Origin of the sequence: Bacillus pretiosus, assembly GCF_051294775.1 — a bacterium.
Taxonomy (GTDB): domain Bacteria; phylum Bacillota; class Bacilli; order Bacillales; family Bacillaceae_G; genus Bacillus_A; species Bacillus_A wiedmannii.
The window spans coordinates 725,845-739,813 of sequence record NZ_JBPPHF010000002.1 but is presented as its reverse complement, the minus strand read 5'-3'; the positions used below and the strand labels follow the sequence as shown (position 1 = coordinate 739,813).

The 13,969-nt window shown below is 35.6% G+C and carries 17 protein-coding genes; 5 read left to right on the top strand and 12 right to left on the bottom strand.

Annotated features, from left to right (window positions below):
• Positions 1 to 6 precede the first annotated feature (6 nt).
• The 7 genes from ACSG5Z_RS12145 to spoIIM all read right to left on the bottom strand — a co-directional run bounded on the left by ACSG5Z_RS12145 (position 7) and on the right by spoIIM (position 5,765).
• Complete coding sequence (locus ACSG5Z_RS12145) at positions 7 to 828, bottom strand: purine-nucleoside phosphorylase (protein ID WP_001078444.1); 822 nt, start codon at positions 826 to 828, stop codon at positions 7 to 9.
• 12 nt (positions 829 to 840) lie between these two features.
• Positions 841 to 2,025: a phosphopentomutase gene (deoB, locus tag ACSG5Z_RS12140; RefSeq protein WP_048546267.1), complete on the bottom strand. Its 1,185-nt coding sequence runs from the start codon at positions 2,023 to 2,025 to the stop codon at positions 841 to 843.
• Positions 2,026 to 2,467: 442 nt separating this feature from the next.
• Entirely contained in the window at positions 2,468 to 3,211 is a 744-nt protein-coding gene (locus tag ACSG5Z_RS12135) for a FixH family protein (protein WP_137013664.1), read from the bottom strand.
• 143 nt (positions 3,212 to 3,354) lie between these two features.
• Complete coding sequence (xerD, locus tag ACSG5Z_RS12130) at positions 3,355 to 4,245, bottom strand: site-specific tyrosine recombinase XerD (protein ID WP_000390083.1); 891 nt, start codon at positions 4,243 to 4,245, stop codon at positions 3,355 to 3,357.
• Between the two features lie 6 nt (positions 4,246 to 4,251).
• Positions 4,252 to 4,482, bottom strand: a complete 231-nt coding sequence (locus tag ACSG5Z_RS12125) for a YqzK family protein (RefSeq protein WP_001250432.1) — start codon at positions 4,480 to 4,482, stop codon at positions 4,252 to 4,254.
• A 103-nt stretch (positions 4,483 to 4,585) separates the two neighbouring features.
• Complete coding sequence (fur, locus tag ACSG5Z_RS12120; RefSeq protein WP_000392655.1) at positions 4,586 to 5,041, bottom strand: ferric iron uptake transcriptional regulator; 456 nt, start codon at positions 5,039 to 5,041, stop codon at positions 4,586 to 4,588.
• Positions 5,042 to 5,147: 106 nt separating this feature from the next.
• Entirely contained in the window at positions 5,148 to 5,765 is a 618-nt protein-coding gene (gene spoIIM, locus ACSG5Z_RS12115; protein ID WP_223261357.1) for a stage II sporulation protein M, read from the bottom strand.
• 155 nt (positions 5,766 to 5,920) lie between these two features.
• Here spoIIM and ACSG5Z_RS12110 point away from each other — a divergent pair, with 155 nt between their 5' ends.
• Positions 5,921 to 6,472 (top strand): GNAT family N-acetyltransferase, encoded by a 552-nt coding sequence (locus ACSG5Z_RS12110; RefSeq protein WP_000803489.1) that lies wholly within the window; start codon positions 5,921 to 5,923, stop codon positions 6,470 to 6,472.
• A 24-nt stretch (positions 6,473 to 6,496) separates the two neighbouring features.
• Here ACSG5Z_RS12110 and ACSG5Z_RS12105 read toward each other — a convergent pair whose 3' ends face one another.
• A complete protein-coding gene (locus ACSG5Z_RS12105; protein WP_000067040.1) occupies positions 6,497 to 7,036 on the bottom strand; it encodes an NUDIX domain-containing protein in 540 nt (179 codons plus the stop codon).
• A gap of 74 nt (positions 7,037 to 7,110) precedes the next feature.
• Here ACSG5Z_RS12105 and mciZ point away from each other — a divergent pair, with 74 nt between their 5' ends.
• Together mciZ and lolS are read left to right on the top strand one after the other, a co-directional pair.
• Positions 7,111 to 7,239 (top strand): Z-ring formation inhibitor MciZ, encoded by a 129-nt coding sequence (gene mciZ / locus ACSG5Z_RS12100; protein ID WP_000870295.1) that lies wholly within the window; start codon positions 7,111 to 7,113, stop codon positions 7,237 to 7,239.
• Positions 7,240 to 7,292: 53 nt separating this feature from the next.
• A complete protein-coding gene (lolS, locus tag ACSG5Z_RS12095; protein WP_137013660.1) occupies positions 7,293 to 8,207 on the top strand; it encodes an aldo/keto reductase in 915 nt (304 codons plus the stop codon).
• Between the two features lie 29 nt (positions 8,208 to 8,236).
• On the opposite strand, the gene ACSG5Z_RS12090 is transcribed toward lolS, so the two are convergent.
• From ACSG5Z_RS12090 to ACSG5Z_RS12080, 3 genes are all read right to left on the bottom strand, one after another.
• Positions 8,237 to 9,064: an aldo/keto reductase gene (locus tag ACSG5Z_RS12090; protein WP_097907163.1), complete on the bottom strand. Its 828-nt coding sequence runs from the start codon at positions 9,062 to 9,064 to the stop codon at positions 8,237 to 8,239.
• A 121-nt stretch (positions 9,065 to 9,185) separates the two neighbouring features.
• Positions 9,186 to 9,710, bottom strand: coding sequence for a GrpB family protein (locus tag ACSG5Z_RS12085; protein WP_435711491.1), 525 nt, complete (start codon positions 9,708 to 9,710; stop codon positions 9,186 to 9,188).
• Positions 9,711 to 9,778: 68 nt separating this feature from the next.
• The gene (locus tag ACSG5Z_RS12080; RefSeq protein ID WP_000727564.1) at positions 9,779 to 10,042 is read right to left on the bottom strand and encodes a YqkE family protein; all 264 of its coding nucleotides are present in this window, start codon (positions 10,040 to 10,042) and stop codon (positions 9,779 to 9,781) included.
• Positions 10,043 to 10,243: 201 nt separating this feature from the next.
• On the opposite strand from ACSG5Z_RS12080, the gene ACSG5Z_RS12075 reads away from it, so the two are divergent.
• Entirely contained in the window at positions 10,244 to 11,833 is a 1,590-nt protein-coding gene (locus ACSG5Z_RS12075; protein ID WP_088123356.1) for a bifunctional metallophosphatase/5'-nucleotidase, read from the top strand.
• 267 nt (positions 11,834 to 12,100) lie between these two features.
• A complete protein-coding gene (locus ACSG5Z_RS12070; protein WP_435711490.1) occupies positions 12,101 to 13,231 on the top strand; it encodes an RNA-guided endonuclease InsQ/TnpB family protein in 1,131 nt (376 codons plus the stop codon).
• A gap of 228 nt (positions 13,232 to 13,459) precedes the next feature.
• Here the strand turns inward: ACSG5Z_RS12070 and ACSG5Z_RS12065 are convergent, their stop codons facing one another.
• Positions 13,460 to 13,936: a ribbon-helix-helix domain-containing protein gene (locus ACSG5Z_RS12065; RefSeq protein WP_073516408.1), complete on the bottom strand. Its 477-nt coding sequence runs from the start codon at positions 13,934 to 13,936 to the stop codon at positions 13,460 to 13,462.
• Positions 13,937 to 13,969: the final 33 nt, after the last annotated feature.

Here is a 13,969-nt window from a genome sequence, read left to right as displayed (position 1 = left end):
GTGAGGTCACCCCTTCATTTGTTTTACGATTGCTTTTACTAATGCTAAGAAGTTAGCTTTAACACGTTCTGTCGTTTCGATTACTTCATCGTGGTGAAGTGGCTGATCTAAAATACCAGCTGCCATATTTGAAATACAAGAAATACCAAGTACTTTCATACCAGCATGACGCGCTACAATTACTTCAGGTACTGTTGACATACCAACTGCATCTCCGCCAAGTGTACGAAGCATACGAATTTCAGCAGGTGTTTCATATACAGGACCTGTCATTCCAACGTATACACCTTCTTGTACTTTAATATTTAAGTCCGCTGCAACTTGTTTCGCCATTTCACGAAGTTCTGTCGTATATGATGTAGACATATCAGGGAAACGTACGCCCATTTCAGAATCATTCGGTCCGATTAATGGATTTGTACCCATGAAGTTAATGTGGTCTGAAATTAACATAAGATCGCCTGGCTCAAATGATGTATTTACACCACCAGCTGCATTTGTTACAACAACTGTTTCTACACCTAGTTCTTTCATAACACGAACTGGGAATGTTACTTTTTGCATGTCGTATCCTTCATAGAAGTGGAAACGTCCTTGCATTGCTACTACTGTTACACCTTGAAGTGTACCGAATACTAGTTGACCTGCATGACCTTCTACAGTTGATACTGGGAATTCAGGGATTTCACTGTAAGGTACTGTTACTGCGTTCTCGATTTCATCTGCTAATACACCTAGTCCAGATCCAAGGATTAGTCCTACTTGTGGCGTTTCTTGAAATTTCTCTTTTAAGTATGAAGCTGATTTTGTAATAAGTTCACGATTCATTTGTTTATCCCCCTATTTCTTTAGCTCGTTTAAGAAGCTTGTTCCGTGTTCTGGCATTTTCACGCCGAAGTTTTCTGCTACCGTTGCACCAATATCAGCAAATGTTTGACGAATTGATAATTCTTGTCCGCCATCTTTCATGCTTGGGCTATATGCTAATAACGGTACATATTCACGTGTATGATCAGTACCGTGGTGAACTGGATCATTACCGTGGTCTGCTGTAATTAATAATAAATCATCTTCTTTTAGTTTTTCGAATACTTCTGGAAGACGAGCATCATACTCTTGCAGAGCTTCTCCGTATCCTTGTGGATCACGGCGGTGTCCAAATAATGCATCAAAGTCAACTAAGTTCAAGAAGCTAAGACCTGTAAAGTCCATATTTAATGTATCTACAAGCTTATCCATTCCATCCATATTAGACTTCGTACGAAGTGACTCAGTTACACCTTCACCATCATATATGTCAGAGATTTTACCGATAGCAATAACATCGTAGTCACTATCTTTTAATTCATTCATTACCGTACGGCCGAATGGTTTTAATGCATAATCATGACGGTTTGGTGTACGTGTAAAGTTTCCAGGCTCACCAACGAATGGACGAGCGATAACGCGACCTACCATGTATTTCTCATCTAATGTTAATTCACGTGCAATTTTACAAATTTTATATAACTCATCAAGCGGCACTACTTCTTCGTGTGCTGCGATTTGTAATACGCTATCAGCAGAAGTGTAAACGATTAAAGATCCTGTTTCCATTTGCTCTTGACCAAGCTCATCAAGAATCTCAGTTCCAGAAGCTGGTTTATTACCGATGATTTTACGACCTGTTTTTTCTTCTAATTCATCAAGTAATTCTTTCGGGAAGCCTTCAGGGAAAACTTGGAATGGTGTATCAATGTAAAGACCCATAATTTCCCAATGACCTGTCATTGTATCTTTACCAGTAGATTTCTCTTCCATTTTTGTATAATATCCAAGTGGTTTTTCTACTTTAGAGATACCTTTCATTTCACGAATGTTACCAAGACCTAATTTCACCATGTTAGGCATTTGTAACCCATTCATATGTTCAGCAATGTGACCAATTGTGTCAGATCCTAAATCACCAAATTGCTCAGCATCTGGTGCTTCACCGATTCCAACAGAATCCATTACGACTAGGAATATACGTTTATATTTATTCATAACTGCGACCTCCTATAAGTTCAGTTCTACTTCTTGTAGTATGTTCAAAACGCTATAAAGTGAAACTGTTCTCCATAAGAATTCTCTTTCGTTCTCATTGTCAAACAGTACTTCTTTAATTGATTCTCTAACCTATTTCGTTTACTTCGAAACGACTCAAAAACATTTCTAGTTTTTTCTAAGTCAGATGTCAGACATCTGATACAGATATCATAACATGTTTACGCTTTCTTTTTAATACATTTTCGTAGAATTTCTCATTTTCTTCACACTTCTATTGTAATCCATTATACAAATAAGTGCTAATTATTTTGTGATTTATTTCTTCATATAAAGTGAAACTTTGATTAGTAGGAGTTTAGTTCTTCTCCACTGATTATAAGCCCTCATCAATTGGACGTTTACGGAATAAAAATAAAAAGCAGCTCTAAAGAGCTGCTTTTTATTTTACTTCTACTGTTTCTTCTTTATGTTCATGTAGTTCGCCTTTTTTAACATGAACTTTCACTTTGTAAGAACCATTTTCTTTGAAAGTATGTTTCGTTTCATACTCTCCTTTATTTCCTTCTTTCGCTGGAATAAATTCGTGTTTTTCAACACCATCTTTCCAAATCTCAAGTTGTACTTCAGCACCAGTTAACGCTTCTTCTTTTTGTTTTAAATGAACTTTCATAGTCGATTCAGCATTTGCTTTTATATCACCAGCCATAAGATGGATCATTGTATCGCTTTTATGATCGCCATGCCCTGCACCGTGATGACTATTTTCTTTTTTCGCATCTTCTACTTTCGCATTTCCTACAGCCACTTTTACTTCTGGCATAACATGCATTTCACGTGCATTTGTGTGAGCGATAATATGGTATACTCCATCCGTCTCGAACGTTTTCTCTACTGCATAAACACCTTTTCCTTTATGCTTACCATCTAACATCTCGTGCTTTTCGTCGCCAGCTTTCCAAATTTCAAACTTTACATCATCAGCATCTGTTACTTTTTCTTTTCCTTGTGTAACAAGTGCTTGTACTTCTGTTTTTTCACCAGGTTTAATTTCTTTCGGATTTGTTTGAACTGCTACTTTTACAGCTTCTAGTTTCTGTTCTTTTTTCGGTTCTTCTTTGTTTGTATTACAGCCAGCCAATGCTAGCATCGCGATAAATAAAGTCATAATAAGTTTTTTCATCATCATTTCCTCCTTCATACCTTATTTAGTATAGAGGAAATACATTGTAATATTCTAGTCTTCTGCTGAAAACAATGTACGAAATGTTTGTGAAGTTTTTGTGAAGTACTGTAGCCTTTTGAATCTATGAAAAAAGAGCATAGTAACTATGCTCTCGGATGAAACTGTTTATATACATCTTTTAATCTAGCTTTTGAAACATGCGTATAAATTTGCGTCGTTGAAATATCTGCATGTCCAAGCATTTCTTGCACAGCACGCAAGTCTGCTCCATTTTCTAATAAATGCGTAGCAAAAGAATGGCGCAACGTATGCGGTGTAAGCTCTTTTTCAATATTTGCTTCTTTCGCCAATCGTTTTAAAATTTTCCAAAATCCTTGTCTTGATAATCGATTCCCATGATGGTTTAAAAAGAGTGCATCTACTACTTTTTTACCCATCAATTCTCTTCTTCCCTTTTCAATATACTTTTGAATCGCTTCCGTCGCTAAACTTCCTAGTGGAATAATTCTTTCTTTATTCCCTTTCCCTATGCAACGAACAAATCCCATCGTTAAATGTACATCTTCTAAATTTAAGGCAATTAATTCCGAAACACGAAGTCCTGTTGCATACAATAACTCTAGCATCGCTTTGTCACGAACCCCAAAAGCACTCGTCATTTTCGGTGTCTGAAGTAACGCCTCTACTTCATCGATTGATAGTACTTTCGGTAATTTCCGTTCTCCTTGCGGCGTTTCAATATGTACGGATGGGTCGTGCTCTACCGCCCGTTCACGAAGTAAAAATTGGTGAAACGAACGAATCGATGCAATATGACGTGCTAATGTTTTCGAAGATTTTCCGTTTTCTTTTAAGTGCTGCAGAAAATTAACAATGTGCAAGCGTGTTACTTCATGAAAGCTTTTCGCCTGTTCTACATTTTGCAAATACTTTACATAACTTTTTAAATCACGTTCATAAGATACTACTGTATTTTTCGCTAGCCCTTTTTCGACAACCATATAATGAATAAAATCTTTTAATTGATCTTCCAATCTACACTACTCCCCATTTTCATAGAAAAACATCATTCTATTTACGAAAGCATCCTTTGCCGGCTCTTCATTCCCTGATACTTTTTCTACAGTCTCTTCTTTTGGCTTTTCATAACGATGATAGCTTTCATATTCTTCATTTATCCATAGTATAGCGAAATAAAACAAAATCGTACAACTTGTAAATAATAAAAATACTTTTATCCCATCAAAAGTTAATTTTAAAGCTCGGCGCATTGTAAATTCCTCCAAAATATAAGTTATTACAACATATGCCAAGCTTTCACCAATTTATACCTTATTCAAATAAAAAACCTCTTCCTAGTTAAATAGGAAAAGGTTATTTTTCATCCGTTTCATTTTCTTGACAATTTTTACAAATCCCATGGAATGTTAAACGATGATCCTTCACCTTAAAGCTCCAGTCATGTTCTACTTTCCTTTCCACTTCACCAAGTAAATCTTCTTGTATTTCTTGTACAGCACCACATTGTGTACAAATCAAATGATGGTGGAAACGCTGCGCACCTTCTTGGCGTAAGTCATAGCGTGAAACACCGTCTCCGAAGTTAATCTTATCGACAACTTTTAACTCAGATAATAGTTCTAAAGTTCGATAGACGGTTGCTAATCCGATCTCTGGCGACTTTTCTTTTACAAGGAGGTAAACATCTTCTGCGCTTAAATGATCTTCTTCATTTTCTAGCAGCACACGAACTGTTGCTTCACGTTGCGGTGTTAATTTGTAGCTCGCTGCATGTAATTGCTTCTTAATTCGTTCAATTCTTTCTTCCATTCGGTACTACTCCCTCCTCGCCACTCTTACACCATTATATCAGAAGAAGGGCTTCTGTCAAAAGAAAAACAATAAAAACAAATTGATAATTATTCTCAAAAAGTATTTATTGTTTATTAATAGCCTCAACGACTTCTTTCATTAAAACTGGTGATGCATAAGCTTCTACACTAGAAGCAAGAGCTAACACTACTCCGATTACAAGAAAGAAGCATGTATAACGAATTAATAATGGTAATAGCGGTTCGGTTATTTTCCGAATAAATTGATGTCTAATCATCCGTAAGGAAAAGCTTGCGGCAATTGTTGTCATAACGAGAAATACTGGAATAATAATGAGATTTTGTGGCAATACAGAAACGAATGCTAATAATAATCCATTCCATCCATGCTGACTTACTAAAAAACCTACTGTAAATCCGACAACTACTCCTTTTACAAATAATAAAATAAAAATAAGTGGCAATCCAATAATTGAAATCCCCAAAATCCAAATAAATCCAATGTATTTTAATTGCGAAAAGTAACTTTCTCGAAACATTTCGCTCGCAACAGCAAATTCTCCTTTAGAAACTTGTCCAAAAAAACGTTGTAAATAAAATGATAAATCTTGTTTTTGATTTAATTGTAAACTATTTACAAGAATGGCCCCAAATATTACTCCCATCAATAATAAAACAGCGTTAAATATATATAATGAAGAGTTTTCCTGTATGTGAGACATTACACGGTCTTGCCAAGTTTTTCTCCACATTTTTCTTCCCTCCGTTCACACTCTTACTAAAAATGTATGAAAGAAAGAAAAAAGTATGACGAATTAACATTGAAATTCCGCTCTACTTTGCTAAACTAAAAAGTAGAGAATAGGAGGGATTTCTCTTGAAACCATTATTATTAGATTTTCCAACATTATTTCAAACTGAACGCTTACAAGTTCGTAAGCCATTTCCAGGTGATGGTGCAGAAGTGTATGAAGCAATCCAAGCTTCTCTAGAAGACTTAGTACCATGGATGCCAATTAACGCTGAAACAGAAGAAAGTGCTGAAGAAATCGTTCGTAACGCTCACGGGCAGTTTTTACTTCGTGAAACACTTGATTTTCACTTATACGATAAAGTATCTGGTACATTCATCGGAGCTATAACGCTCAAGCCTGAAAACTGGGATATTCCAAAGTTTTCACTTCACTTCTGGCTGCATAGTGCTTATACAAAACAAGGCTATATGACTGAAGCCATTAAAGGTGCCATTCAATTTGCCTTTGATAAGCTAAGTGCTAGAAGAATTGAAATTCGTACTGATGCAACAAATGCAAATGCATGTAACCTAGCAGAACGTTTAGAATTTATTCTAGAAGGTACAATGGAAAATGATTTCATAGCACCAGATGGTAGCTTACGTGATGCACGCGTATACGCAAAAATCAATTAAAAAACACTCGCCTTTGGCGAGTGTTTATTTTTGTAGTTGTAAATATTGTACTGCAAACATCGTCTTAGCATCATGAATACGAAGATCTTTCATAAGAATAATCGCTTCTTCTAATGATACTTCCATCAATTCTACGAATTCATCTTCATCTAACTCGGCTTTATTTTCTTTTTTCGTCAAACCTGTCGCTTTATATACATATAAAATTTCATCTGCAAATCCTGGAGATGTATAGAAAGAAGTAATAAGCTCCATATTTTCACATACATATCCTGTTTCCTCTTCTAATTCACGAACTGCTGTCACCTCAGGTTTTTCACCAGGTTCTAACTTGCCGGCCGGAATTTCTATAATCGCCTTTTCAAGCGCTTTACGATACTGCTCGACAAGCACAATTTTCCCCTCATCAGTAATAGCAATAATAGCAACTGCACCAGGGTGATTTACAATTTCACGTTTACTCATTGCTCCATTTGGTAATACTACATCATCAACACGAACTTTTATAACTCTACCATCAAAAATCGGTTCAGTTTTTACTGTTCTCTCTGCAAGATTACTCATACTACTTCATCTCCCTGTTCTATTTCCTATTCTTTCCTCATACATTTTACCACATTGAAAGGAGCGTGATAGAAATGAAAGTTTATATTTTACCAAATCGCGTCACTTTAGTCGGAAAAGCATGGCAAATTCGCCATAAGCTAAAACAATATGGAAAAGAGTATACAACTGTACAAGAGTGGATTACAGCAAATAAAAAGTAAACGTTTGTCAACCTCTTTTCCCTTGCGTACAATAAAGGTAAGGAGGTTGACCTATGAAAAAACGTCAATTAGGAAACTCAGATTTGTTTGTGACAGAAATGGGACTTGGCTGTATGTCTCTCGGTACATCTGAAACAGAAGCTATGCGTATTATCGATGAAGCAATCGATTTAGGAATCAATTTTTTTGATACAGCGGATTTATATGATTATGGATTAAACGAAGAATTTGTTGGAAAAGCCTTAAAAGGGAAACGAGACCAAATTGTTCTTACAACAAAAGTTGGAAATCGATGGACAGAAGAAAAAAACGGGTGGTCTTGGGATCCTTCTAAAAGTTACATAAAGGCTGAAGTGAAAGAAAGTTTACGTAGACTCCAAACTGATTATATTGATCTTTATCAACTTCACGGCGGGACGATTGAAGATCCAATAGATGAAACAATTGAAGCCTTTGAAGAATTAAAAAAAGAAGGTATTATTCGTCATTACGGTATTTCTTCTATACGTCCAAATGTTATCCGTGAATATGCTAAACGTTCCAATATCGTTAGTGTGCTAATGGAATATAGCCTTTTAAATCGTCGCCCTGAAGAATGGTTCCCACTTCTAAGTGAACATCAAATTAGCATTATTGCTCGTGGGCCACTTGCAAAAGGAATTTTAACTGATAATAATGCAAGAAAGATAGAAAGAGTAAAAGAAAAGAATTATCTTTCTTATTCTTACGATGAATTATATGCGACACTTGCGAATGTAAAAGAAATAATCGGAGAAAGCTCTTTAACAGGAACAGCTATTCAATATTGCTTACATAACGAAACTGTTGCAGCTGTTATACCTGGTGCAAGCTCTATTGGGCAATTGAAAGAAAATGCCCAGGCTAGTAAACAAACACAGTTAACAACAGCTCAATATATACAACTTCAGCAAATTGCTAAATGTGATACTTACGCTTTACATCGTTAAAAAGACGCTACCATACTGGTAGCGTCTTTTTATAGCGTATCATATTTATCCGGATTCGTTCCTACATGTAAATTACGATTTAACGTATTAATTTGAGTCATCTCTTCTTCCGTTAATGAAAAATCAAAGATAGAAAAATTCTCCTTAATGCGAGATGGTGTAACAGATTTAGGAATCGTCACTACCCCGCTCTGAATATCCCATCTTAATATAACTTGCGCAGGTGTTTTTTCATATTTCGTAGCAAGGGCCTGAATAATCGGGTTCTTGAATACTTCCCCGCCTCTCATTAATGGGCTCCATGCTTCCATTTGAATTTGCTCACCTTGACAGAAATTACGCAATTCAAATTGCGCTAACATCGGATGAAGTTCCACTTGGTTGACCATCGGCTTCACTTTACAATTTGGTAATAACAGTTCTAAATGATGTTTATGAAAATTTGAAACACCAATTGCGCGCACTTTACCTTCTTCATACAGTTTTTCTAGCGCTCGGTACGTATCGACATACTTCCCTCTTATTGGCCAATGTATTAAATATAAATCTACATAGTCCATTTGTAATTTCTTTAAGCTTTTTTCAAACGCCTCAAGTGTTTCCTCGTATCCTTGATCGTCGTTCCAAACTTTTGTTGTAATAAATATGTCTTCTCTCGGAATCCCTGATTCACGAACCGCTTCTCCGACACCGCTTTCATTTTCATATACAGTTGCTGTATCAATCGAACGATATCCAACTTCTAACGCTGTTTTTACTGCTTGTTTTACTTCATCGCCTTCTTTCGCTTTATAAACGCCTAGACCAATCATCGGCATTTTTACGCCATTATGAAGTGTAGTTGTTGGAATGTGCACAGTCGTCTCCCTTTCATTCTTACATTTTTTATAAGCTACCACTTTATTTCAACAAGATTCAACCAAAAAGTCAAAACATATGTACAGTTTACATAATAATTTTATACACTAAAACGCAAACTCAATTATTCATATTTCCTTTTCTCCATTCTTTCGCTTTTTCATCAACACTACGCACAAACTCATTTTTTCCTTCCGTATATAACGTGCCATCATATGTATATTTTTCGGCTAATTCTTTCTTTAAGGTTGCATATGCCTCTGCTTCTTCACAATGAGCCATCATATAATCACGAAACGCTAAATGCCTTACTATCTCAGGATTTCCTTTTTCAAAAACGTGTAAGTGATACGAGCGTTTTTCCTCAGTTCCATGAATAAAATAACGACGTCTTGAAATACCATTTTCCCCTTTTACGATATAACCAAGCTCTTCAAAACGTTCATTCCAATGATCTACTCTGTCGATACACTCTACTTCCATAATCATATCTATAATTGGTTTAGCTGCCAGTCCTGGCACTGATGTACTTCCAATATGATGGACTTTCACCATTTCTGGCATCGCCGATTTTAATCGTTCGACCTCTATTTGAAATTTTTCATTCCAATGATTTTCATGCGGAACGACTACAATTTTTCTCATTAAAACTCCCCTTTTCTTACAAGCTCGTCAAAAAAATGATCAGCGGTATGCACTGATCATTTTTTATATTATTTAAAGTCTTTCCAAGTAAGGCTACTTTCACTTAACAGTTCTTCAAATGATTTATTTTTTTCACGTTCTTTTTGTTCTCGGCGCTTTCTTTCCAGTTCAGCTGCCTCTTTTTCTTCTTCTCTCACTTGCAATTCTTTCTTCTTATTCTTTAATTGCTGCATGAGTGAATCATTTAATTGATCGCCTAATGTAAGCGACTCTTTCTCTGGTCTATTCACTTGCGATTGTCTTTGCATTTGTCTTTGTTTCTTTTTCTTCATGCTACTCACCTTTTACTTTTTTCTCCATTATAGTAGATACACAATGAACTCGACAATAAAAAAGGTTCGTTACTCTATTATTCACTTTTTGTAAATATGTTAATTTTTCGAAAAAAACTAAATTTTTATATAGATATAATCCTATGAATCTATTAAAATTATGTCGTATGATGTCAGATTATAAAAAAGGAGAATTAAATTATGTGGAAAAAAATCATTCCTGCTGTTGCCGTTTTAAGCACCATTACTTTTTCAAGCGTATTTGCCGCTCCCCCATCCCAGACTCCAGCTGAACAAAACCGCTACGTAGACGTACAAATGCTTGGTATTAATGATTTCCATGGACAACTAGATACTGTTAAAAAAATTAATAACAAAGAAGCTGGTGGCGCTGAGTACTTAGCTACTTATTTAAAAGAACGTAAAAAACAAAACCCTAATACACTTCTCGTACATGCTGGCGATATCGTCGGAGCTAGTCCACCAGTTTCAGCGTTGTTACAAGATGAACCAACAATTGAATTTTTAAATGACTTAAAATTCGATGTTGGTACAATCGGAAACCATGAATTTGATGAAGGTATCGATGAAATGAAACGCCTCATTTACGGTGGATATCACGAGAAAACAGGTAATTTCAAAGGTGCTAACTTCCCTTATGTCGCTGCTAACTTCTATAACAAATCAACTGGTCGCTTATTTTTACCACCATTTACTGTAAAAATGGTAGATGGTGTTCCTGTAGGATTCATTGGCGTTGTTACAACCGATACGCCAAATGTCGTGATGCCTACTATGCTTAAAAATGTACAGATCACTGACGAAGTAGAAGCAATTAATAAATCAGCGCAACAATTAAAGCGTCTCGGTGTTAAATCCATCGTCGTCCTTGCCCATGTCGGCGGAACAACTGATGAGTCTGGCGTGACAAATGGAGACCTTACTCGAATTGCAAATGAAACAGACTCGGAAGTTGATGTTATTTTCGGTGGACATAGTCACACGTATGTAAATGGTACTGTAAATAATAAACTAATCGTCCAAGCGAACTCTTATGGAACAGCTTTCTCAGACGTAGATGTAACAATTGATCGTAAAACAAAAGATATTGTAAAGAAAAAAGCTGAAGTGATTACAACATATCATGAAGGTGTGGAACCTGATAAACAAGTAAAACAAAAAATAGATCAATATAAAGAAACAATCGCACCACTTGTAAATGAAGTTGTAGGAAAATCTACAGCACCTATCGACCGTAAACAAAATGATGCTGGTGAATCTACTCTTGGGAATGTAATTGCCGACGCACAGCGTCAAACGATGCAAGCTCAAATCGCACTTATGAATCCTGGTGGCATTCGTAATGACTTAGATGCTGGCGACATTACTTGGGGCGAATTATATGGCATTCAGCCTTTTGGAAACCAATTGATTAAAGTAGATTTAACAGGTCAAGATATTCGCGACATTTTAAATCAACAATGGCAAAAAGGAACAACAAGAATGCTTCAAATTTCAGGTATTCAATATACGTGGGATGCAAATAAACCAAGCGGTGAAAAGGTTACGAATATACGCTTAACAAATGGCGAAGAGTTATCTCCATCTAAAACGTATAGCGTAGTTGCGAATGCTTTCTTAGCTTCTGGCGGTGACGGATTCGTATCATTTAAAAATGGGAAGAATTCAGAAACTGGTCCAAACGACTTTGAAGCGCTAGTCGATTATGTAAAACAATTAAAAGAACCAATTCAGCCAGTTATTGATGGAAGAATTCAAAAGATAAATTAAGTATTTCCCTCATATGCGATCCAGATTTTTATTGTAAAGGATAACCAACTGTTACGATTTATTTAATCAATTATAACTAAAGTTAATTAAATCTATCGAACGTACGTGTTATGGTTGATTCAATGAAGTGAGAATAATAATGAAATTTTCACGAGTTAGTCAAGTATCAGAATTAACAGGTTTGCATCCGAGTAGTCTCAGGAGAATGCTGGTGGAACACGCTACTAGTCAGAAGAACAAATCTTTCATTAAAGGAGTTAAATTCTGATGATATTGGCGAAGAAAGTTAGATTGATTCCAACGCCTGAACAAGAAAAAGTACTTAGAAATCATGCCGGTGCTGCGAGATTTGCTTATAACTATTGTAAAAGAATGAGTGATAGATACTATAAGCTATTTGGAAAATCTGTTTCACAGTTAGCTTTACAGAAACGATTTACAAAGATCAAGAAGCGAAAGAGATATGAGTGGTTACATGACATTAATGCACAAGTTCCTAAACAGGCTTCAAAAGATTTTGATACGGCGAGAAAAAATTCGTTCAAAAAGTACAAAAATGGTTCTCACACTTCTTATAAATCCAAAAAAGATGTAATCCAAGGATTTTATGCCAATTATGAAAGACTGATTATAGGAAAGAAAGTAGTTCATATTCAGTCCATTGGAGAAGTGAAAACAAGCCAACAACTACCAAGAAATAAAAAACCATCAAATCCAAGAGTTGCATTTGACGGTCGTTACTGGTGGATTAGTGTAGGATTCCAAGAAGACTTTGAATTACAAGAACTAACGAATGAGTCGATTGGTGTGGATGTTGGTTTAAAAGAGCTTTTTGTAGCTTCTAATGGTATGAAAGAACGAAATATAAATAAAGATGCCAAGGTTAAAAAACTTTTGAAAAGGAAAAAGTCAGCACAAAGAGATATGTCTAGGAGATTTAAAAAAGGTGTAAAAATTCAATCTGCCGGATATGAAAAAGCTAAAACTGAGCACCTGCGGTTATCTAGGAAAATTACGAATATCCGAAATAACCATATCCATCAAGCAACAGCTAAATTGGTGAAAACCAAACCAATGAGAATTGTTGTAGAAGACTTATTTATCTCAAACCTGTTAAAAAACAAAAAACTATCGAAAGCATTTTCATTTCAAAAATTAAACTTCTTCTTTCAATGTTTGTCATACAAGTGCGAGAAGTATGGCATTGCGTATGTAAAAGCTGATAAATGGTTCGCCTCAAGCAAGATTTGTTCATGTTGCGGAGTAAAATACGACCATTCAGTTCAACCAAAAGGACAGTGGAGTTTAAAGATTCGTGAATGGGACTGTGTTGGGTGCAATAGCCATCACGATAGAGATTTAAATGCTTCGATAAATTTATCAAGATGGGTAAAATAAATGCTTGATAATAGGAGGTAACGATACTGCCTCGTGTGGAGTGTTATACCCCTCGTCCCTTTGGGGCTGCGAGAACATGATGAAGCACTAACTTGTGTAAATTTGATTGAATTGTATAGATTTAGTTAAGTTTATCGTATCGGTACGCACTTATACTTACTTAATCCACAATATTAGTAAAACCTAAAAAGGATACTCGTTCTTACAATGAACATAGTATCCTTTTCTTTAGTCATCCAAACGTGCTGTTTTGTTAAAGTCATATTGCTGTAAAAATTGTTGTAACGCCTCTTCTACAAGTTTCGATTTTTGAATTCCTTTCGCTTCTGATATAACGTCTAGTTTTGCTAATATTTCTTTATTAATAGAAAAAGTACGTTTCTTTTTTTCTGTACTTATACTCATAATAGGTACACTTACTTCTTCTCTCTTGCTTAGTAATTCATAAATACTTTGTAATTGTTCATAAATTAATAATTGATAATCCGTTTTCGCATATTGAAGGGCTGTCGCTTCTTGGAGTTGTAAGTGACGAGGTTCTTCTCCATCTCCTACAAAAATACGTTTCTTCTGTTCTCCATCATATTCATATCCAATTAATCTTAATTTCTTTGATAATGTATACGGGCTTATTTCAAGACGTTTTGCTATAATAGCGATGGATTCACGTCTATTTAAGCAATCTATAATTTCTCCAATCGTCACAATTTCCCTCCTCCCGTGTTGAAATGACACTAG